This is a genomic window from Variovorax sucrosi (assembly GCF_051216635.1).
In the GTDB taxonomy this organism is placed as follows: Bacteria; Pseudomonadota; Gammaproteobacteria; order Burkholderiales; family Burkholderiaceae_C; genus Variovorax.
On sequence record NZ_JBPJZU010000008.1, the window covers coordinates 1 to 23,322 of the forward strand.

Genomic DNA, 23,322 nt, shown 5'->3' on the forward strand with positions numbered 1-23,322 from the left:
TACGCGTGTTCGATCTGGGCTCGGGTTACCTGAACCAGACCGCAGGCGGTGCGCCCTCGGACATCGCCGAGCGCTTCGCCGTGAACGTGGGCCGCAACCCGACCAGCATCAGCTACGTCAAGGAAAAAGCGGCGTTTGGCGCCACGGTCATCAAGGACGTGTACCCGAACGGTGTGGAAAAAGAGCTGATCGTGACCTCGCGCGGCGACCGCAAGCTGCAGTGGGTCCGCTTCGACGCAGGCATCACGTCGGGCACGATCGCGCGCACCTTCCAAGAGAGTCGCATGATCGACCCGATCTCGACGGAAGACACCGACAACCACGGCACCGAAAGCTACATGGTGAGCGTCGCCGACTACGCCGGCAAGGGCATCCACAACTTCCTGTACGGCCCGATTGTCTGGCACACCTACGACGCATCGAAGGCCTGCTCGGATGCGAAGGGCGGCTGCAAGCTGCTGAACAACGCGGCATTCGAATACGGCGGCACGTTCAAGGTCCCGGGCAAGCCCTTCCACGCCATGGGCGCGAACATCAACTGATGGTGTGGCCTTCGAGGGGCCAGGGGCGATGACGGCAGAGTAGGGGGTCGCTGCCGGTTTCAAGGACACTTGTAAAGGTGTGAAATGAAACCGGAGGTCGTGGATAGGAACGAGAAGGCAATACAGCCAAGAGTTCACGCTGAGACAGTCAAGCTGGGCCTCGAGGGCAGGGTGTTTGCCATTGTTTTGGATCGACTTCGCTGTCAGTATTTTCAGAATGTGGCGCAGAGTGGTGCTGTCCTTGCTCGCGGCCTGGTCGCTGAGCGTTGTGCTTGTGCATCCCATCGAAGTTCTAGATGGGCAGTCAAGACATTTCCTGCAGGCGCTCACTCTGCATCACCATCATGTCGACGGCACTGTCGTGTTTGATCAGTCGCACGAATCCGTTTCGCATACGGCCGAGCATGACCTGCAAAATTCGGCACTCATTGCCGCCTTGCGCATCTACAACGCAACTTCCGCGAAATCAGCCCCTCTGAGTTCGCAGGACTCTCGATTGGCGGAGCTGCTGCTGCCGCCGCATCGTCGCCCCCCCTGACACCCCTAAACAGAGCAAGTGCGAGCGCCGGCCTGACCGCTGGCTGGCGTTACCACGTCCGCAGATGTACTGCGTACATCAGCGTTCCTCTTCCACGGCTCACGTCCCCGGGTGAAGGCTCGCGGGTGGCACGCCGGTGCAATTAAACATGCAAGAGCGAGCTCTCAAGGGGGGCTTTCATGAATCACCGTTCGAACGAACAGGGCCGACTGAATGCGGATGTATCGGCATATCTCCAGAAATTTCTGAGTAACGAGAAGGAGAATCTTTTTTTCGGCTCATATGCCAGTTTTGCAGCTGCGGAGGCCGCCGTGCCTTCAGGAATTCACATCGGCTACGACGGCGCCCCTGCGGCGGAAGCTATGTACAGCCCCCAAATCTGCACATGGGACTATCCGACGATTTTTTGGATGGCCGATGCGTTCCGCAATGGCATGACGACCGTTTTCGATCTAGGTGGACACGTCGGCATCAAGTACTACGCTTTCCGTCGCGTCATTACTTATCCCGAGCACCTGAGATGGACCGTGAGCGACGTCCCAACTGTCGCGGCCGCAGGTGAGGCTCTCGCGGCCGAAAGGCAATGCAACCATCAGCTCAAGTTCTGCAAGGATTTGGCGGGTGCCAATGGGGTGGATATCCTGCTGTTGTCTGGGAGTCTTCAGTATCTTCCCGTGGAAATGTCCGAAATTCTTAGCCCTTTGACTCGAAAGCCAAGGCGTGTGATTTTGAACATTACCGCTGCGCATGCCAAGCAAACCACCTACACACTCAACAGTATTGGATGTGCCATTTGTCCGTATCGCGTTCAGCTTTCTGACGAAATCATCAGCGAGATTCGGCAACAGGGATATCGGAGAAGGGACATCTGGCGCAACGATGGCAAGCCGATCAAAATTCCGTTTGTTGATGGCGGTGATGAGGCCTTCTACTTTGGCTGCTGTTTCGACCGGATCGACGATCACTGACTGCTGTCGGGCGGGTTCGCGGAGGGCAATCAACGGTGGGGCTTGGACTTCCACATAGGTGTCGGCCTGGCACGGCCGGCGCTAGTGGCCTTCGTCATCGATGTGTCCGCCCGGCGCATTGTGAGCTGGCGCGTGAGCAGCGCTATCCGGGCTCTGATCATGTGGCTGGCTCAAAGGCCCAGCGATTTAACATAATATACATTGTATAAATATCCGCGAGCGCCGGACAAGCGGATAGATCGGCCTGTCCAGCGTCCAGCTACCACTTCCCATCGCTCGGCCGCTTCGCGCGAATCGCGACAGACAGCAGTTCCACCGCATCCGGCCGCTGTCCACGTCGTGCGAAATCGACGGCGGTCATGTTCTGCTGATTTTTCATCAAGGGATCGGCTCCTTCGTCGAGCAGCAGCTTGACGCTTTCCGGCGAACCGTACATGGCCGCCATCATCAGTGGCGTGGTGCCGTTGGGCGACTGCGCGTCGATGAAGGCGTACTTCTCCAGCAGCAGCTTCATGATCTCCACCTGGCCGCTGCTGGCTGCGTAGTGCAGTGCCGTCCAGCCGGGCTTGTTGATGTCCGCATCGCGGGCGATGAGTTGCTTGACCAAGTCCATCTGGCCTTTGATCGCAGCCAGCATCAGCGGGCTCTCATCATTGCCGTTGCGGATTTCCACGTTGATCTGCGGCGACGACAGCAACGCCTCGATGACCCGCGGCGACGGTTCGCGGATGGCGATCAGCAACCCGGTCAGCCCGTGCTCGTCACGCGTATTCGGATCAAAGCCGCGCCGCAGCAAGGACTGCACGCCGCTGGCGTTGTCGCTCCGAACGGCGCGGAAAAAGTCGCTGAAAGAGTCTGCATGTGCAGCAGAAAACAGTGCTACAGCAAAGAGATAGAGGAAGAACCTCGCCAAATTTCTCATGTTCCTTGAACGCCTGCGAACAGGGTCTCGAAGTTGCGGCTCGTTGCCTCGGCGACCGCTTCCACGGACAGGCCGCGCAGTTCGGCGATTTGCTGGGCGACCAGCGGCACGTAGGACGGGTTGTTGGTCTTGCCCCGGTGCGGCACCGGCGCCAGATAGGGACTGTCGGTCTCGATCAGCATCCGCTCGAGTGGGACAAAGGCGGCTACGTCCCGCAGGTCTTGCGCCTTCTTGAAGGTCAGGATGCCCGAGAACGAAATGTAGAAACCCAGGTCGAGCGCCGCGCGCGCCACCTCGGCGGTTTCGGTGAAGCAGTGGAAAACGCCGCCTGCCGCAGCGCCCGACCCGACCTCGCCCTCCTCTTTCAGGATGGCCAGCGTGTCGGCCGACGCTTCGCGGGTGTGGATCACCAAGGGCATCCGCACCTGCTGCGCCGCCCGGATGTGGACGCGGAAGCGCTCTCGTTGCCATTCCATGTCGGCAATGCTGCGACCGCCCTTGCGCTCCTGCATCTGGTAGTAGTCGAGCCCGGTTTCGCCGATGGCGACCACCTTCGGCCGCGCCGCCCGCTGCACCAGGTCTTCGACGGTGGGTTCAGCGATGTCCTCGTTGTCGGGATGCACGCCCACACTGGCCCAGAAGTTGTCGTACTGCACCGCCAGGCGCTGCACATCGTCGAATTCCTCGAGCTTGGTGCAGATGCACAGCGCGCGGTCGACGCGGGCCTCGGCCATGGCGGCACGGATCGCCGGCATCTGAGCGGCGAACTCGGGAAAGCTCAGGTGGCAGTGGGAGTCGGTGAACATGGGAGGCGGCAATGGCAATGGCAATGCGGGCGCGCCGCAGCGCGTCGGCCGCAGGCGCTGCCACCGCAGGAATCAAATGGTTTGGGTGGGCCGGTCCGACGCCATCGAGCCGCCCAGCGCTTCCTCGATGCGGGCCTTCAGCTGGCGCGATTTCTCATCGGCCGGGAAGCGGACGCCGACGCCCGGCGCGCGGCTGCCGGCGGCGCGCGCCGGTGTGATCCAGGCGACCTTGCCGGCCACCGGGTAACGCTGCGGGTCGTCCGGCAGGGTGAGCAGCACATAGACGTCGTCGCCCAACCGGTATTCCCGTGCGGTCGGAATGAAGATGCCGCCTTCGGCGAACAGCGGAATATAGGCCGCATAGAGCGCCCCTTTTTCCTTGATCGCCAACTGGATGACGCTGGGGCGGGCGGGCGCGGGTGTGGCGGTGGGCGTGTTCATGGTCGGCGGCCCGAGTTTAGGGCGCTTCGCGCTTCGCTCACAAGCGCCTCGAGCATCAGGCCCGGATTGAAGGGATGCTCCGCGGTGCGCGCAGCTGCGGCGAGCGACTTGGACCAGCGCGCCAGCACCACCGGCGGCGGTGACGGCGGCAGTTCGGCTTCGGCGAAAAAGCGCGGTGCAGCACCGCTGCCGACCGCCATCAGGTCGTGGCAAATCTTCTGCAAGGCATCGATGGCCTGCGGTGGTGCATGGTCGCTCAAGGCCCCGACCTCGCCGCGCAGCATCGCCTTCGGCAGCAACGACCAGGCCTTGGGCGACTGGCCGCTGCGTGCCAGGCGCAGTGCGTCGTTCGGTCTTCCGCCGGCGGCGCGCAGCAGCGCCGGCGCGTCGGCGGCCGGCACCTGGTGCGCCACCAGCCAGTCGATCGCCTCGGCCTCGCTCGGCCACGGCAGCGTGAAGCCCAGGCACCGGCTGCGAATGGTCGGCAGCAGTTGCCAGGCCGCCTCGCTCGCCAGCACGAAGCGGACGTCCCCGACTGGCTCTTCCAGCGTCTTCAGCAAGGCGTTCGCCGTGATGGCGTTCATGCGCTCGGCCGGATAGACCAACACCACCTTGCCTCGGCCGCGCGCGCTGGTGCGCTGCGCGAAGCCGACCGCATCGCGCATCGCCTCGACACGGATCTCGCGACTGGGCTTGCGCTTCTTGTCCTCGATGTCGGCCTGCGACTTCTCGTCGAGTGGCCAGCCGAGCTCCATCATGGCCACCTCGGGCATGAGCACGCACAGGTCGGCGTGCGTGCGCACCTCGATGGCATGGCAGCTCGGGCAGTGGCCGCAGGCGCCTTGCCCGCTCGGCTGCTCGCACAGCCAGGCGGCGGCCAAGCCCAGGGCCAGGTCGTATTGGCCCAGGCCCGACGGGCCTTGCAGCAGCCAGGCGTGACCACGCTGCCGCAGCAGGTCCGCCAGCGGCCGCGCGAGCCAGGGGGACAGCGGCGTCATGCCAGCACACCCCGCGCGCGCAAGGCCGCCTCGACCTGTTGCCACACCTGCTCGCGGGGGCGATCGGCATCGATGCGGATGAAGCGCTTCGCCGACTCGGCGCGTTCGGCATAGCCGGCGGCGACCCGGCGGAAGAACTCGACCGGCTGCGCCTCGAACTTGTCGGGCAGGCGCGCACCGGCCAGGCGTTGCGCGGCGACCTCGGGCCGGAGATCGAACCACAGCGTGATGTCGGGCTGCAGCAGAACGTCGCCATCGCCGCCCTGCCCGGCCTGCGCCCAGCGCTCCAGCGTCGACAGCACATCAGCGTCGAAGCCGCGGCCGGCGCCCTGGTAGGCAAAGGTGGCGTCGGTGAACCGGTCGCACAGCACGACCTCGCCGCGCGCCAGCGCCGGCGCGATGACCTGCACGATGTGGTCGCGCCGCGCGGCGAAAACCAGCAACGATTCGGTCAGCGCGTCCATCGGCTGCGACAGGATCAACCCGCGCAGCGTCTCGGCCAGCGGCGTGCCGCCCGGCTCTCGCGTGCGCGTGACGCTGCGGCCCGCGGTGCGAAGCAGCGCCTCGATGGCATCGAGGTGGCTCGACTTGCCGGCACCGTCGATGCCTTCGAGCGTGAGGAACAGTCCGCTCATGGCCCGTTGTTCTTCGGTTTGGGCTCGACGCCCCGTTGGTAGCGGTTGACGGCGCGGTTGTGCTCGTCCAGCGAACTGCTGAACTGGCTGGACCCGTCGCCGCGCGAGACAAAGTACAGCGCCTTGCTCGGCGCCGGCTGCACGGCGGCGAGCAGTGCGGCCTTGCCGGGCATCGCGATCGGCGTCGGCGGCAGGCCGTTGCGGGTGTAGGTGTTCCAGGGCGAGTCGGTCTGCAGATCCTTCTTGCGAAGGTTGCCGTCGAAACGCGGCCCCATGCCGTAGATGACCGTGGGGTCGGTCTGCAGCGGCATGCCGACCCGAAGCCGATTGACGAACACGGCCGCGACCTCGGGTCGGTCCTTGGCCTGGCCTGTCTCTTTTTCGACAATGCTGGCGAGGATCAGTGCCTCTTCGGCCGTCTTGAGCGGCAGTTCGCCGGCGCGCGCGGCCCAGGCCGCCTCCAGCTTCTTGTCCATCGCCCGCATCGCGCGCTGCAGCAGGGCCACGTCGGTCGAACCCTTCGAGTAGCTGTAGGTGTCGGGAAAAAATCGCCCTTCGGGATGCATGCCGGGGCGGCCAAGCCGCGCCATCAGCGCCTCGTCGCTCTCGCCCACGGTGTCGGGCTTCAGCTGTTCGGCCTTGGCCAAGGCGGCGCGCACCTGGCGGAAGTTCCAGCCCTCGACCAGCACCAGGCTGCGGGTCGCTTCCTCGCCGCGCACCAGCGTGTTGAGCAGCGTGCGCGGGGTGACGCCGCGCTCCAGTTCGTAGCTGCCGGCACGGATCTGCCGGTCCTGCCCGGAAAAGCGAAACCAGGCATACAGCAACGGCGGCTGCACGCGCGTGCCGGTGGCGGCCACCGCTTCGGCCACGCCACGGGGTGTGGTGCCCGGTTCGACCGACAGGTCGACGCTCGGTGCCGGCAGGTCGAGCGGCCGGTGCACCCACCACAGGCCCCAGGCACCGGCACCCAGCACCACAAGGGCGGCGAGCAGAAAGAGGGTCAGGAAGAATCGACGCAAGCGAAAAACCGAGGGGAAAGAAGAGAAAGGGGACGGACCGAGCCGGCGCCGCGACGGTAGCCCTACAGGCGCCACGCACGGGTGCCGGCCATGATAATTCAGCGATGACCCCTGCCCTTCCGAATGGTGTAACTGCACTTTCCCACCTGGGCGTGATCCGCGCCGAAGGCCCCGATGCCGCCAGCTTCCTGCATGGTCAGTTGACGCAGGACTTCGCACTCCTCAAGCCCGACGAGGCGCGCCTTGCGGCGCTGTGCACCGCCAAGGGCCGGATGATTGCGAGCTTCATCGGCGTGCGTCCTCGGCCAGACCTGGTTCTGCTGGTCTGCAGCCGCGACATCCTGGCGGCGACGCTCAAGCGACTGTCGATGTATGTGCTGCGGGCGAAGGTGAAGCTGAGCGACGCGACGGATGCCGTCGCCCTGTTCGGCCTCGCCGGCACGGCGCTCGCTGCCAATGGCATCGATGCCACATCGCCGCCCGGCACGCGCATCGCGCGCCCTGTGGCTGGCAGCGAGGACGAGTTCGCCATCGTCCCGCTGTATCCCGCCGACGGCGTGCCGCGCGCGCTCTGGCTGGCGCCTGCGGCCGCGCCCCGCCCGGTCGGCGACGAACTCGACGCCGCGCTCTGGCAATGGGGCGAGGTGCGCAGCGGCGTCGCGACGCTGACCACGCCGGTGCTCGACGCCTTCGTTCCGCAGATGCTCAACTACGAGTCGATCGGCGGCGTGAATTTCAAGAAGGGCTGCTATCCCGGCCAGGAAGTCGTGGCCCGCAGCCAGTTCCGCGGCACGCTGAAGCGCCGGGCCTATGTCGCGACTGCCGATGCGCCGGTCGAAGCCGGGCAGGAAGTGTTCGCCGCCGGCGACGCCGACCAGCCGGTCGGCACGGTCGTGCAGGCAGCCCCGGCCCCCGACGGCCGCTGGGCCGCGCTGGTCTCGATGCAGATCGCGGCGCTGGACGGCGGGCCGCTGCACGCCGGCAGCGCAGGCGGCCCCGCGTTGCAGGTCGAGCCCCTGCCCTACCCGCTGCTGGCCGACATCTGAATCAGAGCGCGCGGCGCATGTCGATGTGCGCGATGCCGGCTTCCTCGAAGGGTTCGCCCTCGGGCCGGTAGCCCAGGCGCCGGTAGAAGGCCTCGGCGCTGCACTGCGCATGCAGCGTCACTTCGCGGTCGCCGCGTGAGCGTGCCGCGGCCTCCAACGCACGCAGCACGCTGGCGCCGAGGCCGCCGCCCCGCAGGCTGCGGTGGACTGCCATGCGGCCAATGCGGGCCACGCCGGGTGCTTCCGAAATCAGCCGACCGGTGGCGACGACGCGGCCGAGCCGGTTGCGGGCGACGGCGTGCAAGGCGGTCGCGTCGTGCGCGTCCCATTCCATGTCCTCGGGAACGCGTTGCTCCTTGACGAAGACCGCGCGCCGCAGCCCGCCGGCACCGCTGCCCAGCTTCTGCCAGTCACCCGTCTCGACCGTGTGCAGCGTCTCGCCGGCTTCGTAGCCTTCGAGGATCGTCCGGAGTTCGGCCGGCACCGGCTTCGACGTTTGCGTCGCCGGGTCGGCGAAGACGTAGATCAGTTCGCAGTGCACCAGCAACGCATCGCCGCGGAACAGGGCGCCGTCGAACGCGATCGACGAGGTGCCGATGCGCACGCACTTCAGCGCCACGTCGAGCACGTCGTCCATGCGGGCGGAGGCGCTGAACTCGACCGTGGCCTTCTTCACATACAGGTCACCGTCCAGCGCATGCATCGACTCCTCGTACGGCAGCGCCAGCGCGCGCCAGTAGTCGGTCATCGCGGTGTCGAAGTACATCAGGTAGTGGGCATTGAAGACGATCTTCTGCATGTCCACTTCGGCCCAGCGCACCCGCAGGCGGTGGAAGAATCGGAAGTCCTGGCGTTGTGTGGTCTCGCTCATGGCTTCAGCGCCTCCTTCAGCGCCTGGGCGGCGTCGGCATGTGCCTGCAGTGCCTCGGGAATCGCCCGTCCCATCTTGATGAATTCGTGGATCACGCCGCGGTAGACCTCGAGCTGCACCGGCACGCCGGCCGCACGCAGCTTGTCGGCATAGGCGATGCCTTCGTCGACCAGCGGGTCGGCCTCGGCCAGCCCGATCCAGGCCGGCGCCACGCCGTCGACGTCTTCCGCGTTCAGCGGCGCGAAGCGCCAGTCGTTGCGATCGGCCGGCGTGCGAAGGTACTGGCCGAAGAACCAGCTGATGAGCGGCTCGTCGAGCAGCGGACCGCAGGCGAAGCGTTCGTGCGAAGGCGTGTCCTGGTGCGCGGTGGTGCCGGGGTAGAACAGCAACTGCAGGCCGATCGGGATGCTGGCGTCGCGTGCCATCACGGCGCACACGGCCGCGAGCGTGCCGCCGGCGCTGTCGCCGCCGAGCGCCAGCCGTGTGCCGTCCAGCCCCAGCGATGCGGCCTCGCGCGCCACGAACTGCACGGCATCCCAGGCATCGTCGGCGGCCGTCGGAAACTTGTGCTCGGGCGCAAGGCGGTAGTCGATCGAGATCACGGCGCAGCCACTGCGGCTGGCCAGCACCCGACACAGCGTGTCGTGCGTGGCAATGCTGCCGACAGTGAAACCGCCGCCGTGGAAGAAGACGAGCACTGGCAGCACTTCGGCCGACGGGGCATAGAGGCGCGCCGGCAGCTGAAACCCGTCGCGCGCGGTGATGTGAAAGTCCTCGACCCGCGCCAGCGCCGGCTTCGGCACCTCGAGCACGCCCGCGCCCTTCTCGTACGAGGCCTTGGCTTCGGCTGCCGTCAGTTCATGGAACGGTGGGTGGCCTGCGCGCGCCATGCGTTCGACCACGCTCGCCATCTTCAACGTCAGCATGGGTTGCCTGGCACCGCAATTACGGCAGGAAAAGGTGTTCCTGCCGCGACATCGGCAAGGGTTTTGTTCATGGGCAAGATGGATTCCTGTTGCTAGATTCAGCGCTCCAAATCGTACAGCCCACGCAGACCCACATGGCCCTCATCCAGTACCTGACCCAGATCCAGTTCGAGTTCGGCGCCATCCGCCTGTTGAGCGCCGAGTGCGCGCGTGTCGGCATCGACCGGCCGATGATCGTGACCGACGCCGGCGTTCGCGCCGCGGGCATCCTGCAGACCACGCTCGACGCGCTGGGCGCTCGGGAGGTGTCGGTGTTCGACGCCACGCCGTCGAACCCGACGGAAGCGGCCGTACGCGCGGCCGTCGACCTGTACCGAAGCGGCCGTTGCGACGGACTCATCGCCGTCGGCGGCGGCTCGGCCATCGACTGCGCCAAGGGCGTCGCCATCGCGGCCACGCACGACGGCCCGCTCAAGACCTACGCGACCATCGAAGGCGGCTCGCCGAAGATCACCGAGAACGTCGCGCCGCTGATCGCGGTGCCTACCACCAGCGGCACCGGCAGCGAGGTGGCGCGCGGCGCGATCCTCATCGTGAACGACCACCGCAAGCTCGGCTTCCACAGCTGGCACCTGATGCCGAAAGCCGCCATCTGCGACCCCGAACTGACGCTCGGCCTGCCGCCGCGCCTGACGGCCGCCACCGGCATGGACGCCATCGCCCACTGCATGGAAACCTTCATGTCGGCGGCCTTCAACCCGCCCGCCGACGGCATCGCGCTCGACGGCCTGGAGCGCGCCTGGGGTCACATCGAGCGCGCCACGAAGGACGGCAGCGACCGCGAGGCGCGGCTCAACCTGATGAGTGCGTCGATGCAGGGCGCCATGGCCTTTCAGAAGGGGCTGGGCTGCGTGCATTCGCTCAGCCACAGCCTGGGCGGCGCCGATCCACGGCTGCACCACGGCACGCTCAACGCTCTCTTCCTGCCGGCGGTCATCCGCTTCAACGCGGGCGCCGAATCAGTGCAGAAGGAACAGCGGCTGCAACGCATGGCCCGGGCGATGAACCTCGATTCCGCCGGGGATCTGGGCGAAGCCATCCGCGACATGAGCGCGCGCCTGGGTCTGCCCACCGGCCTGGCCGAGGTCGGCGTGACACCGGCGCTGTTCGACAAGGTCATCGAGGGCGCGATGGCCGACCACTGCCACAAGACCAATCCGCGCCTCGCTACGCGCGAAGACTACCGGCAGATGCTCGAAGCGTCGATGTAGAGCGGCGTCAGAGCGACGCATCGCCGAGCGCTGTCACTCGGCCTTCACGCCAGCGGTCTTGATCACCTGTCCCCACTTGGTGGTCTCCGCGGCGATGAACGCATCGAACTCCTGCGGCGTACTGCCCGCGGGAAAGGTGCCCATCGCATCGAGCTTGGCACGCGTCTCGTCGCTCTTGATGATGCGCGCGATCTCCTCCGCCATCCGCTGCACCACGCCCGGCGGCGTGCCGGCCGGCGCCAGCATGCCGGCCCAGGTGCTGCCGGTGAAGCCCGCGAAACCCTGTTCGATGAAGGTCGGCACGTCGGGCACCGCCGGCAGCCGCTGCTCGCCGGCCACGCCGATGAGACGGACCTTGCCGGCCCGTGCCTGGTTGATCAGCCCGGTCGGCGCGTCGAAGAAGAGCTGGATCTGCCCGCCCATCAAGTCGGTCAGCGCCGGCACGGCACCGCGGTACGGGACGTGGACCATGTAGGTCTTGGTCAGCGCCTTCCACAGTTCGGTCGTGAGGTGTGCCGCGGAGCCGTTGCCCGACGAGCCGAAACTCACCTTGCCCGGATTCGCGCGGGCGTAGTCGATCAGTTGGCGGCCGGTCTTGAAGGGCGCATTGTTGTTCACTGCGGCCAGCAGCGGCGACACGCCCATCAGCGACACGCCCATCAGGTCCTTGCCCGGGTTGTAGGGCAGCTTGCCCGCGTAGAGCGAGGTGTTGGCCGCATAGGCCGCGATGACGACACCGAAGGTGCTGCCGTCGGGCACCGCCTTGGCCACCGCATCGACACCGATCAGGCTGTTGGCGCCAGGCCTGTTGTCGATCACCACCGGCTGAGCCAGGCGCTGCTGAAGGCCGAGCTGCACCAGGCGCGCCATCTGGTCGGTGAAGCCGCCCGGCGTGTAGGGCACGACGATGCGGATCGGGCGGCTCGGCCAGGCGTTCTGCGCCAAGGCAGGCAGGGCAAGCGATGCGGCAGCCGCCGCGGTGGTCAGATGAAAGCGGCGGCGGGTCAGCGATGAAGAAGGCACGAACGATGTCTCCGTTTGGGGAGCATTCATTCTGGAAGCCGAGCTCCCGCCCGCGGCTCGGGGTTTGCCCCGCCTGGGGGCCGATCCCGATCGACCTCGATCAGGGCGACGGTGCGATCGCCTCGGCGTACTCGTACAGCAGGCCCAGCAGTTCCTCGCCGCGCTCGTCGGCCGTCTCGGCTGCGGTGTCGATCTCGGCAAAGAACTGGTCGACGTTGCGGGCGCCGCCCTCGCCTTCCAGGAGCCTCGCGATGCGGTGCGCTTCCCAGCGCTCGGCCTCGTCGGGCGTGAGCGTGTCGCCGAAGTTGCGGGCGCGGTAGCGGAACAGGATTTCTTCGAGCCGTGCATCGTCGAAGCCGGTGCGGGCCAACGCCAGTTCACCCGGCGACAAGCCGCGCAGCTGGTTCAGCCGACGGCGGTCGGCATTGCCGACGAAGCCGCCGTACAGGTCTTCATCGACATCGGGCGCGGCCTCTTTCGGCCGCTCGTAGACCTGCGGCCAGATCGCGCTCATGTCCGGCAGCGACTGCGCGATGGCGGCATGCCGCATCGCCGTGTCGAGGTCGACGTTCCAGCGCGCCGCCATCTCCGGTGCGAGCGTCTTGAGCTTGCCCACCACCATCGGCGACTTGTTCAGGTGAATGCCCTTGATCGGCAGGCGCACCACCCCCTCGGGCAACTCGGCGCTGCGGGTGAACATGCGCTGGCGCAGCGTCGCCACGTCGAGGTCGCGCAGCTCGCTCGGGTCGTGGGCCAGGTCCCAGGCCAGCAGCTCGTTCTTGTTGGTCGGGTGGCTGGCCAGCGGCCACATCACCGCGAGGCAACCGCGCTCGGCCGGAAACATCCCCGAGACGTGGAGGAAGGGCTTGGCACTGTCGCGCGTGGCGGGCAGGCCGAGTTCGTTCGCAACCCGGTCCTTACGGTGCAGGCCGAAGGCGAAGTCGAACAGCTTGGGCTGCCTGTCGCGGATCAGCCGGGCCAGCGCGATGGTGGCGCGCACGTCGGACAGCGCATCGTGTGCCGCCTCGTGCAGCAGCCCGTTGGCGCGTGCCAGGTCGCCCAGCTTGAAGCTCGGCTTGCCGTCTTCCTTCTTCGGCCATTCGATGCCGTCGGGGCGCAGCGCGTAGGTGAGCCGCACCACGTCGAGCAGGTCCCAGCGGCCGCAGTCGTTCTGCCATTCGCGCGCATACGGGTCGATCAGGTTGCGCCAGAACAGGAAGCGGGTGACTTCGTCATCGAAACGGATCGTGTTGTAGCCCACGCCGATGGTGCCGGGCTGCGAGAAGGCCTGCTCGACCGCGGCGGCGAACTGGTGCTCCGGCACGCCGCGCTCCAGCGCCAGTTGCGGCGTGATGCCGGTGATCAGGCAGGCTTCGGGGCTCGGCAGGTAGTCGGGTGCCGGCTGGCAGTACAGCATGAGCGGCTCGCCGACTTCGTTGAGCTCGGCATCGGTGCGGATCGCGGCGAACTGCGACGGCCGGTCGCGCCGCGGCACGGCGCCGAAGGTTTCGTAGTCGTGCCAGAGGAAGGTGTGGGCCATGAAATGCTTGAAGTGGGACGGCGGCGGTCGCCGGCAGGCTGGGAGCCGAGGTGCGACGCGGGCCTGTATTCTCGGCCAACGGGCGCAGCCGGCGCCCGACACATCGAAAGAGCAGGCATGGACAAGTGGCTGGCCGCAGCGATCGACTACATCCCGCGCTGGATGGAACTGCAGATGCGGGTGACCGAGCGGCCGGGGGTCTCGATCGCCATCGACCACCGGCAGCGCCCGGTGCTGCAGCTGGCCCTGGGCCATGCCGATGCGCTGGCGAAGACCCGGCTCACGCCGCAGCATCGCTTTCGGATCGCCTCGCATTCGAAGACCTTCACCGCGGCGGGGATCCTGAGGCTGCGCGAGCGCGGCAAGCTGCAGCTGGACGATGCGGTGGGCCGCTACGTCGAGGGCCTCCATCCGCAGATGGCGGCTGCCACGCTGTCGCAGTTGCTGTCGCACAGTGCCGGCACCGTCCGCGACGGCCCCGACGCCGGCCAGTTCCAGGACCGGCGAGCCTTCCTCTCGCGCGACGAACTGATGGCGCAGCTCCGGGAGCCGCCCGCGCTGGAAGCCAACACCCGTTTCAAGTATTCGAATCACGGCTTCGCGCTGCTGGGCCAGGTGATGGAGGCGCTGACCGGGGAAGCCTATGGCGACTGGATGCAGCGCGAGATCATCGATGCGGCCGGGCTGCGGAACACGCACCCGGACGCAGGGACGGATGCCGCTCGCACGATGGCGCGCGGGCATTCCGGTCGGGTGCTCCTGGGCCGCCGCGTCGTGGTGCCGGGCGATCCACCGACCCATGCGATGGCACCCGCCGCCGGCTTCGTCAGCACCGCGGCCGACGTGTCCGCCTTTTACGCACAGCTGGTGCCGACTGCCCGGCGCAGCGTACTCACGCCGGCGAGCCGCCACGAAATGACGCGACGGCACTGGGCCGTGCCGCACAGCAGCACACCGGCCTGGTATGGCCTCGGCACGATGCAGGGCAGCTTCCAGGGCTGGGACTGGTTCGGCCACACCGGCAGCCTGCAGGGCTTCGTCTCGCGCAGCCTGGCCGTGCCGCAGCAGGCACTGGCGGTGTCGGTGCTCTGCAATTCGCTCGACGGTTTCTCGTGGCCGTGGATGGACGGCATCCTGCAGATCCTGCAGGCCTTCGAGCGCCACGGCGCGCCCACCGCCAAGACACGCGCCTGGTCTGGCCGCTACTGGAGCCTGTGGGGACCGACCGATCTGGTGCCGATGCGCGACCGCGTGTTCGCTGTATCGCCGACCCTGGCCGCCCCTTTCACCGACGCCACGGAACTCACGGTGAACGGGAAGGACCAGGCCCAGATGTCGCTTGCCAATGGCTATGCCAGCCATGGCGAAGCGGCCCGGCTGGTGCGCGACCCGGCGGGCGCGGTGCAGGAAGTCTGGCTGGGCGGCTCGCGGCTGCGGCCCGAAGCCAAGGCGGCGCGTGAGCTTCGCAGCCGCTATGAGCGTTGAGGTCGCCCCTTGCGCGCGGCGACGCGACTTCAGAGCAAGGGCGACGACAGCCGCGCCAGCGCATCGCCCAGGCGGCGCGGAAAACTCTGCGGCCGGTTCAGCCGCACGGCGGCGGCGCTGTGCAGGTCGGCTTCGAATTGGGTGGCGAGCGGGCCGGCCAGCGCCGGGCCGTACACCACCGCCATCACCTCGAAGTTGAGCCGGAAGCTGCGGTTGTCGAAGTTGGCGGTGCCGATCATCGCGCAGTGGTCGTCGATCACCAGCGTCTTGGAATGCAGCATGCGCGCCTTGTATTCCCACACCTTCACGCCGGCGCTGATGAGCTCGTCGTAGTACGAGCGCGCGGCCGCGCTGACGATCGCCGAGTCGCTGCGGCGCGGCACCAGAAGCCGCACGTCCACACCGCGCAGCGCTGCGCTGGTGAGCGCCATCAGTGCCGGTTCGCCCGGCACGAAATACGGCGTCGTCAGCCAGGCGCGCTCGCTGGCCGAATGGATCGCTTCCACATGCATGCGATGGATCGCCTCGAGTGGAGTGTCGGGCCCGCTGGTGACGATCTGCGCCGCGATGCTGCCGGCCTCGGTGCGCGGCAGCATGTGCTCCAGTGACTCGTCGGCCATGCGCCGCGCACTCTCGCCGGTGGCATAGCTCCAGTCTTCCAGGAAGGTGGTCTGGAGCCAGCGCACCGCACTGCCCTCGAGCCTTAGATGCATATCGTGGTACGCGTCGGGCCGGGTGCGGCGGTCTTCCTCGTCGGTGATGTTCACGCCACCGGTAAAGCCGATGCGGCCATCGACAACGACGATCTTGCGGTGGCTGCGGTAGTTGGTCACCGGCCGCAAGCGGCGGCCGATCTTGGTGTCATGGAACAGCGCGACGTGAATGCCGGCCGCGCGCATCGGCGCCATGAAGCGGCGGCCGATGCGCTTGGAGCCCAACGCATCGAGCAGCAGACGCACCGTGACGCCCTGCTGCGCCCGCTCGACCAGCAGGTCGCGCAGCGCGGTGCCGATGCGGTCGGGTTCGAAGATGTAGTACTCGAGGTGCACATGGTGCCGTGCCGAACGGATCGCTTCGAAGATGGCGTCGAAGGTGCGCGCGCCGCCGGACAGCAGTTCGACACTGGTCGCGCTCGACACCGGAATGCCGCAGGCCGCCGTGCCCAGCGCGGCCAGCTGGCGCAGGGCCGGCGGTGCCGTTTGGCTCGCCTCGTGCAGCAGCGCCAGATCGGCCGGCGCCTGGGCGATGGCGCGATTGCGCAGGCGCTTGAGGCGCTGCTTCTTCAGGCGCTGGGGGCCGAGAAAGTAGTAGATGACGAAGCCGGCGAACGGCAGCAGCGCGAGCGACAGGATCCAGCTCATCGTGGACACCGGCGCCCGCTTCTGGATCACGATCCAGACCGACAGTACGGCGATGTAGCCGCTCCAGGCCAGTGACAGGCCGGTTTTCCATTCGTTGCTGAGTTCGGGCAGGATCAAGAGAAGGTGCGGCGTGGTGGCAGGCGGGCAGGCGGCATCGACCCAAAGAAAAAGGCCGGCAGCGCGATGCTACCGGCCTTTGATGGCGAAACGGCCCGGGGCCGTCCGCACGGGGCTTAGCCTGCGGCCGCCTCCTCGGCTTCCGGCTTGGCCTTGCCTTCCTTCTTCGGCAGCGGCTGGATGTCGAGCTGGACTTCGTCCTTGTCGTCGAGGTCGACGGTCAGGCGACCGCCGTCCTGCAGGCGACCGAAGAGCAGTTCGTCGGCCAGTGCACGACGGATCGTGTCCTGGATCAGGCGCTGCATCGGCCGCGCACCCATCAGCGGATCGAAACCCTTCTTCGCCAGATGCTTGCGCAGGCCGTCGGTGAAAGTGACGTCGACCTTCTTTTCGGCCAGCTGCGTCTCGAGCTGCAGCAGGAACTTGTCGACCACCCGAAGGATGATCGATTCGTCCAGCGCCTTAAAGCTGACGGTCGCATCCAGACGGTTGCGGAACTCCGGCGTGAACAGGCGCTTGATGTCGGCCATCTCGTCACCCGATTCGCGCGGGTTGGTGAAGCCGATCGTCGCCTTGTTCATGGTCTCGGCACCCGCATTCGTCGTCATGATGATGATGACGTTGCGGAAGTCGGCCTTGCGTCCGTTGTTGTCCGTCAGCGTGCCGTGGTCCATGACCTGCAGCAGCACGTTGAAGATGTCCGGGTGCGCCTTCTCGATTTCGTCGAGCAGCAGCACGCAGTGCGGCTTCTTCGTGACAGCTTCGGTCAGCAGGCCGCCTTGGTCGAAGCCAACGTAGCCCGGAGGCGCACCGATCAGGCGGCTCACGGCATGGCGTTCCATGTACTCCGACATGTCGAAGCGGATCAGCTCGATGCCCATGATGTAGGCGAGCTGCTTGGCCGCTTCGGTCTTGCCGACGCCGGTGGGGCCGCTGAACAGGAAGGAGCCGATCGGCTTGTCGCCCTTGCCCAGACCCGAACGCGCCATCTTGACCGCGGACGCCAGCACTTCGAGGGCCTTGTCCTGGCCGAACACCACGCTCTTCAGGTCGCGTTCCAGCGTCTGCAGCTTGCCGCGGTCGTCGTTCGAGACATTGGCCGGGGGAATGCGCGCGATCTTCGCGACGATTTCCTCGACTTCGGCCTTGGTGATCGTCTTCTTGCGCTTGCTCGGCGCCAGGATGCGCTGGGCCGCGCCGGCCTCGTCGATCACGTCGATTGCCTTGTCGGGCAGGTGACGGTCGTTGATGTACTTGGCGCTCAGCTCGGCCGCGGCCTGCAGGGCGGCCACGGCGTACTTGACGCCGTGGTGTTCCTCGAAGCGCGACTTCAGGCCCTTCAGGATGTCCACGGTTTCCTGCACCGTCGGCTCGACCACGTCGACCTTCTGGAAGCGACGCGACAGGGCCGCATCCTTCTCGAAGATGCCGCGGTACTCGGTAAACGTGGTGGCGCCGATGCACTTGAGCTGGCCGCTCGAGAGCGCCGGCTTGAGCAGGTTCGACGCATCCAGCGTGCCGCCAGAGGCCGCACCGGCACCGATCAGCGTGTGGATCTCGTCGATGAAGAGCACCGCATTGGGCCGGTCCTTCAGCGACTTGAGCACGCCTTTGAGACGTTGTTCGAAGTCACCGCGGTACTTTGTGCCCGCGAGCAACGCGCCCATGTCGAGCGAGTACACCTGGGCTTCGGCCAGGATTTCCGGCACGTCGCCCTGGGTGATGCGCCAGGCCAGGCCCTCGGCGATGGCGGTCTTGCCCACGCCGGCCTCGCCGACCAGCAGCGGGTTGTTCTTGCGCCGGCGGCAGAGGATCTGGATCACGCGCTCGACCTCGTACTCGCGGCCGATCAGCGGATCGATCTTCCCGTCCTTGGCCATCTGGTTGAGGTTCTGGGTGAACTGCTCCAGCGGCGACGCCTTTTCGTTCTTCTCGCCACCGCCCTCCTCGCCCTCGTTCGAGGACGATTCGGCGCTGCCCTTGGCGGCTTCCGGCGGGTCGCTCTTCTTGATGCCGTGCGCGATGAAGTTCACCACGTCGAGGCGGGTCACGCCTTGCTGGTGGAGGTAGTACACCGCGTGCGAATCCTTCTCGCCGAAGATCGCGACCAGCACGTTGGCGCCGGTCACTTCCTTCTTGCCGTTGCCGGTGGACTGCACATGCATGATGGCGCGCTGGATCACGCGCTGGAAACCGAGCGTCGGCTGGGTGTCGACGTCATCGGTCCCCGCCACTTGCGGGGTGTTGTCCTTGATGAAATTCGTCAGCGACGCGCGGAGGTCGTCGACGTTGGCCGAGCAGGCGCGCAGAACCTCTGCGGCGCTCGGGTTGTCCAGCAAAGCGAGCAACAGGTGCTCAACCGTGATGAACTCGTGGCGCTGTTGCCTGGCCTCGACGAAGGCCATGTGCAAGCTGACTTCCAGTTCCTGGGCAATCATGTGATTTCCTTCTGCCTTGCTGTAAATAACTGATCAGATGGGTCAGAGTACGGTTTATTCAACCGGTTCACTGACGCACTGCAACGGGTGGCCCGCCTGGTGGGCCGCCTCCATCACCTGATTGACCTTGGTGGCGGCCATGTCCCGGGAATAGACCCCGCAGACACCCCGGCCGTCGAGATGGATCTTCAACATGATCTGCGTCGCAGTTTCGCGGTCCTTGTTGAAGAATTCCTGAATGACGACAACCACGAACTCCATGGGGGTGTAGTCGTCGTTCAGCATCACCACCTGAAACATCTGTGGCGGTGCGGTTTTTTGCGGACGGCGCTCCAGGACGACCGAATCGCCGTCGCCTCCCGCAGGCTTCTGAGCCGGCGGTGTGGCGGGTTTCGAGGGGTTTCGGGTTGCCATGAAATTCATTCTATCGAGCGAGCAAGCGCCATGCCGACGCCAGAAGATTTGGCGCCATGTTACGGAGAAAACAAGGGGGCCGAAAAGACGTATTAGCCAAGTTTTACACGCAAGAAAAAGCCCCGGCCGCCGGGAAGGCGTCGGGGCGTTGTGTTTTCGCGAACCGCCGTGCGGCCCGCGCCAGCCTGTGCTTAGGCAGCGACCGACTGGAGCGCCGCGTTCAGCGTGGGACTCGGCCGCATAACGGCTTCGCACTTCTTCGGGTCCACCAGGTAGTAGCCGCCGATGTCGGCCGGCTGGCCCTGCACCGCGGCCAGCTCATCGACGATCTTCTTTTCGCCGCGGCCGAGCGCTTCGGCCAGCGGAGCGAACTTCGCTTGCAGGGCCTTGTCCTCGGTCTGGGCCGCCAGTTCCTGGGCCCAGTACATCGCCAGGTAGAACTGGCTGCCGCGGTTGTCCAACTGGCCGGTCTTGGGCGACGGGTTCTTGTTGTTGTCCAGCAGCTTGCCGGTGGCCGTGTCCAGCGTCTTGGCCAGGATCTTGGCCTGCGCGTTATTCGTCTTGAGGCCCAGGTCTTCCAGCGACACGGCCAGGGCCAGGAATTCGCCCAGTGAATCCCAGCGCAGGTGGTTTTCTTCCACGAGTTGCTTGACGTGCTTGGGCGCAGAACCGCCGGCACCCGTTTCGTACATGCCGCCGCCGGCCATCAGCGGGACGATCGACAGCATCTTGGCGCTGGTGCCCAGTTCCATGATCGGGAACAGGTCGGTCAGGTAGTCGCGCAGGATGTTGCCGGTGACCGAGATGGTGTCCAGGCCGCGGATGACACGTTCCAGCGTGTAACGCATGGCGCGCACCTGCGACATGATCTGGATGTCCAGGCCCTGGGTGTCGTGGTCCTTGAGGTACGTCTGCACCTTCTTGATCATTTCCGCCTCGTGCGGGCGGTACGGGTCGAGCCAGAACAGGGCCGGCATGCCCGAGTTGCGGGCGCGGGTCACGGCCAGCTTGACCCAGTCGCGGATCGGTGCGTCCTTGACCTGGCACATGCGCCAGATGTCGCCGGCTTCGACGTCCTGCGACAGCAGCACCTCGCCGGTGGCGAGGTCGACGATGTTGGCGACGCCATCCTCGGTGACCTCGAAGGTCTTGTCGTGCGAGCCGTATTCCTCGGCCTGCTGGGCCATCAGCCCCACGTTCGGCACCGTGCCCATGGTCACCGGGTCGAAGTTGCCGTTGGTCTTGCAGAAGTTGATGATCTCCTGGTAGATGCGGGCGAAGGTGCTTTCCGGGATGACCGCCTTGGTGTCCTTCGGCTTGCCATCCGCGCCCCACATCTTGCCGCCGATGCGGATCATGGCCGGCATCGAGGCGTCGACGATCACGTCGTTGGGCGCGTGCAGGTTCGTGATGCCCTTGGCCGAATCGACCATCGCCAGCTCGGGGCGGTGCTCGTGGCAGGCGTGCAGGTCACGGATGATCTCTTCCTTCTTGGTCGAAGGCAGCGACTCGATCTTGGTGTACAGATCGACCATGCCGTTGTTGACGTTCACGCCGAGTTCGTCGAACAGCTTGCCGTGCTTCTCGAAGGCTTCCTTGTAGAACACGCGCACGGCGTGGCCGAAGACGATGGGGTGCGACACCTTCATCATCGTGGCCTTCACGTGCAGCGAGAACATCACGCCGGTCGCACGGGCGTCTTCCATCTCGTGCTCATAGAACGCGAGCAGCGCCTTCTTGCTCATGTACATGCTGTCGATGATCTCGCCGGCCAGCAGAGACACCTTCGCCTTGAGCACGGTGGCCTTGCCGCTCTTGCCGACCAGTTCCATCTTGACGTCGCGTGCCTTGTCCAGCGTCATCGACTTTTCGCCGTGATAGAAATCGCCGTGCTTCATGTGCGCCACGTGGCTGCGCGAAGCCATGCTCCACTCGCCCATGCTGTGCGGATTCTTGCGGGCGTATTCCTTGACGGCCTTGGGAGCGCGGCGGTCCGAATTGCCTTCGCGAAGCACCGGGTTCACGGCGCTGCCCAAGCACTTCGAGTAACGGGCGCGAATCGCCTTCTGCTCGTCGGTCTTCGGGTCTTCCGGATAGTCTGGAATCTTGTAGCCGCGTGCTTGCAGTTCCTTGATGGCGCTCGTCAGCTGGTGCACCGACGCACTGATGTTCGGCAGCTTGATGATGTTGGTGTCGGGCAGCAGCGTGAGCTTGCCGAGTTCGGCCAGGTTGTCGGGCACGCGCTGTGCCTCGGTCAGCGATTCCGGGAACTGGCCCAGGATGCGGGCGGCCACGGAGATGTCGCTGGTCGTCACATCGATGCCGGCGGGTGCCGTGAAGGTACGGATGATCGGCAGAAAGGCCTGCGTCGCCAGGAACGGCGCTTCGTCGGTCAACGTGTAGATGATGGTTGGTTTGCTCATGCGGCCTGCATCCTTGATGTCATTGGGTCTGGGTCACCGGCGCCCGCCGGATCGTCGATTATTGTCGCCGCTTGCCAGCCTGTACGCTGCTCGCACGGCGTGCGTCACATGTTGTCGATCATCACCTGCCCGAAACCCGAGCAGCTCACCTGCGTCGCGCCGTCCATCAGGCGTGCGAAGTCGTAGGTGACCTTCTTGCTGAGGATCGATTGGCGCAGCGACTGGATGATCCGGTCGGCGGCCTCCTTCCAGCCGATGTGGCGCAGCATCATCTCGGCCGAGAGGATCTCCGACAGCGGGTTGACGTAGTCCTTGCCGGCGTATTTCGGCGCGGTGCCGTGGGTGGCTTCGAACATCGCCACCGTGTCGCTCAGGTTCGCGCCCGGCGCGATGCCGATGCCGCCGACCTGCGCGGCCAGCGCGTCGGAGAGGTAGTCGCCGTTGAGATTGAGCGTCGCCACCACCGAATACTCGGCCGGGCGCATCAGGATCTGCTGCATGAAGGCGTCGGCCACGCGGTCCTTCACGGTGACGAACTTGCCCGTGCGGGGATTCTTCACCCGCATCCACGGGCCGCCGTCGATGAGTTCGCCACCGAACTCCTTCGCCGCGAGACCATAGCCCCAGTCGCGGAAGGCGCCCTCGGTAAACTTCATGATGTTGCCCTTGTGCACGATCGTCACCGAGGGCTTGTCATGGTCGATCGCGTACTGGATCGCCTTGCGCATCAGGCGCTCGGTGCCTTCGCGCGACACCGGCTTGATGCCGATGCCCGAGGTTTCCGGGAAACGGATGCTCTTGACGCCGAACTCGCTCTGAAGAAGGCCGATGAGACGCTTGGCCTGCTCGCCCCCGGCTTCGAACTCGATGCCCGCATAGATGTCCTCAGAGTTCTCGCGGAACAGCACCATGTTGGTCTTGTGCGGCTCCTTGACCGGGCTGGGCACGCCATCGAAGTACTGGATCGGTCGCAGGCAGACGTACAGATCAAGCGCCTGACGCAATGCCACGTTCAGTGAGCGGATACCCCCGCCCACCGGCGTCGTCAACGGTCCCTTGATCGACACGACGTGCTCGCGTACCGCCTGCACCGTTTCATCGGGCAGCCAGACGCCGGGGCCGTAGAGACGGGTCGCCTTCTCTCCGGCGTAGACCTCCATCCATTGGATCTTCCTGGCACCGCCATAGCTCTTGGCCACCGCCGCATCGACTACGTTGAGCATCACGGGGGTGATGTCGACCCCGATGCCGTCGCCTTCGATGAACGGAATGATCGGCTGATCCGGCACATCGAGCGAATGGGCGGTATTGACGGTGATCTTCTGGCCGGCGGACGGAACCTGGATGTGCTGATAGCGCGACATTGAGTGCAGTTGCTCCTAAGTGACATTTGAGGGTTGAAGAGCGTCAACCTGCGTTAATAGCCTTAGAATTTTAGACGCAAGCAATCAAGTCGAAAGCCGTGTCAACCGCGGTCGATGCGGCTTCGTTGTTTGCTGACCTTCTGCTGGGCGGAAGGCGTAATCACTCAACTCCTC

The 23,322-nt window shown here is 66.0% G+C and carries 20 protein-coding genes and 1 pseudogene; 6 read left to right on the forward strand and 15 right to left on the reverse strand.

Annotation, left to right across the window (positions count from 1 at the left end):
- The 3 genes and pseudogenes from ACSFBE_RS16255 to ACSFBE_RS16265 form a co-directional block, all read left to right on the forward strand.
- A pseudogene (locus tag ACSFBE_RS16255) lies at positions 1 to 542 on the forward strand (hypothetical protein); the annotation flags it as partial.
- Positions 543 to 723: 181 nt separating this feature from the next.
- Positions 724 to 1,080 carry a hypothetical protein gene (locus ACSFBE_RS16260; protein ID WP_435491446.1) on the forward strand — a complete coding sequence of 119 codons (357 nt, stop codon included), beginning with the start codon at positions 724 to 726 and terminating at the stop codon, positions 1,078 to 1,080.
- Between the two features lie 179 nt (positions 1,081 to 1,259).
- On the forward strand, positions 1,260 to 2,048 hold the full coding sequence (locus ACSFBE_RS16265; protein WP_435491447.1) for a methyltransferase, TIGR04325 family: 789 nt from the start codon (positions 1,260 to 1,262) through the stop codon (positions 2,046 to 2,048).
- Positions 2,049 to 2,307: 259 nt separating this feature from the next.
- On the opposite strand, the gene ACSFBE_RS16270 is transcribed toward ACSFBE_RS16265, so the two are convergent.
- The 6 genes from ACSFBE_RS16270 to mltG form a co-directional block, all read right to left on the reverse strand.
- Positions 2,308 to 2,970 (reverse strand): ankyrin repeat domain-containing protein, encoded by a 663-nt coding sequence (locus ACSFBE_RS16270; RefSeq protein ID WP_435491448.1) that lies wholly within the window; start codon positions 2,968 to 2,970, stop codon positions 2,308 to 2,310.
- Entirely contained in the window at positions 2,967 to 3,776 is an 810-nt protein-coding gene (locus ACSFBE_RS16275; protein WP_435491449.1) for a TatD family hydrolase, read from the reverse strand. The genes ACSFBE_RS16270 and ACSFBE_RS16275 overlap by 4 nt, the downstream gene beginning before the upstream one ends.
- A gap of 72 nt (positions 3,777 to 3,848) precedes the next feature.
- Entirely contained in the window at positions 3,849 to 4,217 is a 369-nt protein-coding gene (locus ACSFBE_RS16280) for a PilZ domain-containing protein (protein ID WP_435491450.1), read from the reverse strand.
- Positions 4,214 to 5,215: a DNA polymerase III subunit delta' gene (locus tag ACSFBE_RS16285; protein ID WP_435491451.1), complete on the reverse strand. Its 1,002-nt coding sequence runs from the start codon at positions 5,213 to 5,215 to the stop codon at positions 4,214 to 4,216. Before ACSFBE_RS16285 ends, ACSFBE_RS16280 begins: the two co-directional genes overlap by 4 nt.
- Positions 5,212 to 5,850 carry a dTMP kinase gene (gene tmk / locus ACSFBE_RS16290; RefSeq protein ID WP_435491452.1) on the reverse strand — a complete coding sequence of 213 codons (639 nt, stop codon included), beginning with the start codon at positions 5,848 to 5,850 and terminating at the stop codon, positions 5,212 to 5,214. Before tmk ends, ACSFBE_RS16285 begins: the two co-directional genes overlap by 4 nt.
- Positions 5,847 to 6,869 (reverse strand): endolytic transglycosylase MltG, encoded by a 1,023-nt coding sequence (mltG, locus tag ACSFBE_RS16295; RefSeq protein WP_435491453.1) that lies wholly within the window; start codon positions 6,867 to 6,869, stop codon positions 5,847 to 5,849. The genes tmk and mltG overlap by 4 nt, the downstream gene beginning before the upstream one ends.
- A gap of 104 nt (positions 6,870 to 6,973) precedes the next feature.
- On the opposite strand from mltG, the gene ygfZ reads away from it, so the two are divergent.
- Positions 6,974 to 7,915 carry a CAF17-like 4Fe-4S cluster assembly/insertion protein YgfZ gene (gene ygfZ / locus ACSFBE_RS16300; RefSeq protein ID WP_435491454.1) on the forward strand — a complete coding sequence of 314 codons (942 nt, stop codon included), beginning with the start codon at positions 6,974 to 6,976 and terminating at the stop codon, positions 7,913 to 7,915.
- A gap of 1 nt (position 7,916) precedes the next feature.
- Here ygfZ and ACSFBE_RS16305 read toward each other — a convergent pair whose 3' ends face one another.
- Both ACSFBE_RS16305 and ACSFBE_RS16310 read right to left on the reverse strand, forming a co-directional pair.
- The gene (locus tag ACSFBE_RS16305) at positions 7,917 to 8,786 is read right to left on the reverse strand and encodes a YbgC/FadM family acyl-CoA thioesterase (protein ID WP_435491455.1); all 870 of its coding nucleotides are present in this window, start codon (positions 8,784 to 8,786) and stop codon (positions 7,917 to 7,919) included.
- Positions 8,783 to 9,712 carry an alpha/beta hydrolase gene (locus ACSFBE_RS16310; protein ID WP_435491456.1) on the reverse strand — a complete coding sequence of 310 codons (930 nt, stop codon included), beginning with the start codon at positions 9,710 to 9,712 and terminating at the stop codon, positions 8,783 to 8,785. Before ACSFBE_RS16310 ends, ACSFBE_RS16305 begins: the two co-directional genes overlap by 4 nt.
- A 134-nt stretch (positions 9,713 to 9,846) precedes the next feature.
- Between ACSFBE_RS16310 and ACSFBE_RS16315 the strand changes: the two genes are divergently transcribed.
- On the forward strand, positions 9,847 to 10,983 hold the full coding sequence (locus ACSFBE_RS16315) for an iron-containing alcohol dehydrogenase (RefSeq protein ID WP_435491457.1): 1,137 nt from the start codon (positions 9,847 to 9,849) through the stop codon (positions 10,981 to 10,983).
- A 33-nt stretch (positions 10,984 to 11,016) separates the two neighbouring features.
- On the opposite strand, the gene ACSFBE_RS16320 is transcribed toward ACSFBE_RS16315, so the two are convergent.
- Both ACSFBE_RS16320 and sbcB read right to left on the reverse strand, forming a co-directional pair.
- Positions 11,017 to 12,006: a tripartite tricarboxylate transporter substrate binding protein gene (locus ACSFBE_RS16320; RefSeq protein ID WP_435491458.1), complete on the reverse strand. Its 990-nt coding sequence runs from the start codon at positions 12,004 to 12,006 to the stop codon at positions 11,017 to 11,019.
- Positions 12,007 to 12,106: 100 nt separating this feature from the next.
- Complete coding sequence (gene sbcB, locus ACSFBE_RS16325; RefSeq protein WP_435491459.1) at positions 12,107 to 13,546, reverse strand: exodeoxyribonuclease I; 1,440 nt, start codon at positions 13,544 to 13,546, stop codon at positions 12,107 to 12,109.
- Between the two features lie 117 nt (positions 13,547 to 13,663).
- Here sbcB and ACSFBE_RS16330 point away from each other — a divergent pair, with 117 nt between their 5' ends.
- Positions 13,664 to 15,031: a serine hydrolase domain-containing protein gene (locus tag ACSFBE_RS16330; RefSeq protein WP_435491460.1), complete on the forward strand. Its 1,368-nt coding sequence runs from the start codon at positions 13,664 to 13,666 to the stop codon at positions 15,029 to 15,031.
- 29 nt (positions 15,032 to 15,060) lie between these two features.
- On the opposite strand, the gene cls is transcribed toward ACSFBE_RS16330, so the two are convergent.
- From cls to icd, 5 genes are all read right to left on the reverse strand, one after another.
- The gene (cls, locus tag ACSFBE_RS16335) at positions 15,061 to 16,509 is read right to left on the reverse strand and encodes a cardiolipin synthase (protein ID WP_435491461.1); all 1,449 of its coding nucleotides are present in this window, start codon (positions 16,507 to 16,509) and stop codon (positions 15,061 to 15,063) included.
- A 116-nt stretch (positions 16,510 to 16,625) separates the two neighbouring features.
- Positions 16,626 to 18,947, reverse strand: coding sequence for an ATP-dependent Clp protease ATP-binding subunit ClpA (clpA, locus tag ACSFBE_RS16340; protein ID WP_435491462.1), 2,322 nt, complete (start codon positions 18,945 to 18,947; stop codon positions 16,626 to 16,628).
- Between the two features lie 54 nt (positions 18,948 to 19,001).
- Positions 19,002 to 19,361, reverse strand: coding sequence for an ATP-dependent Clp protease adapter ClpS (clpS, locus tag ACSFBE_RS16345; RefSeq protein WP_435491463.1), 360 nt, complete (start codon positions 19,359 to 19,361; stop codon positions 19,002 to 19,004).
- A 191-nt stretch (positions 19,362 to 19,552) separates the two neighbouring features.
- Positions 19,553 to 21,784, reverse strand: coding sequence for an NADP-dependent isocitrate dehydrogenase (locus ACSFBE_RS16350; RefSeq protein WP_435491464.1), 2,232 nt, complete (start codon positions 21,782 to 21,784; stop codon positions 19,553 to 19,555).
- Positions 21,785 to 21,888: 104 nt separating this feature from the next.
- Positions 21,889 to 23,148, reverse strand: coding sequence for an NADP-dependent isocitrate dehydrogenase (icd, locus tag ACSFBE_RS16355; protein ID WP_435491465.1), 1,260 nt, complete (start codon positions 23,146 to 23,148; stop codon positions 21,889 to 21,891).
- Positions 23,149 to 23,322: the final 174 nt, after the last annotated feature.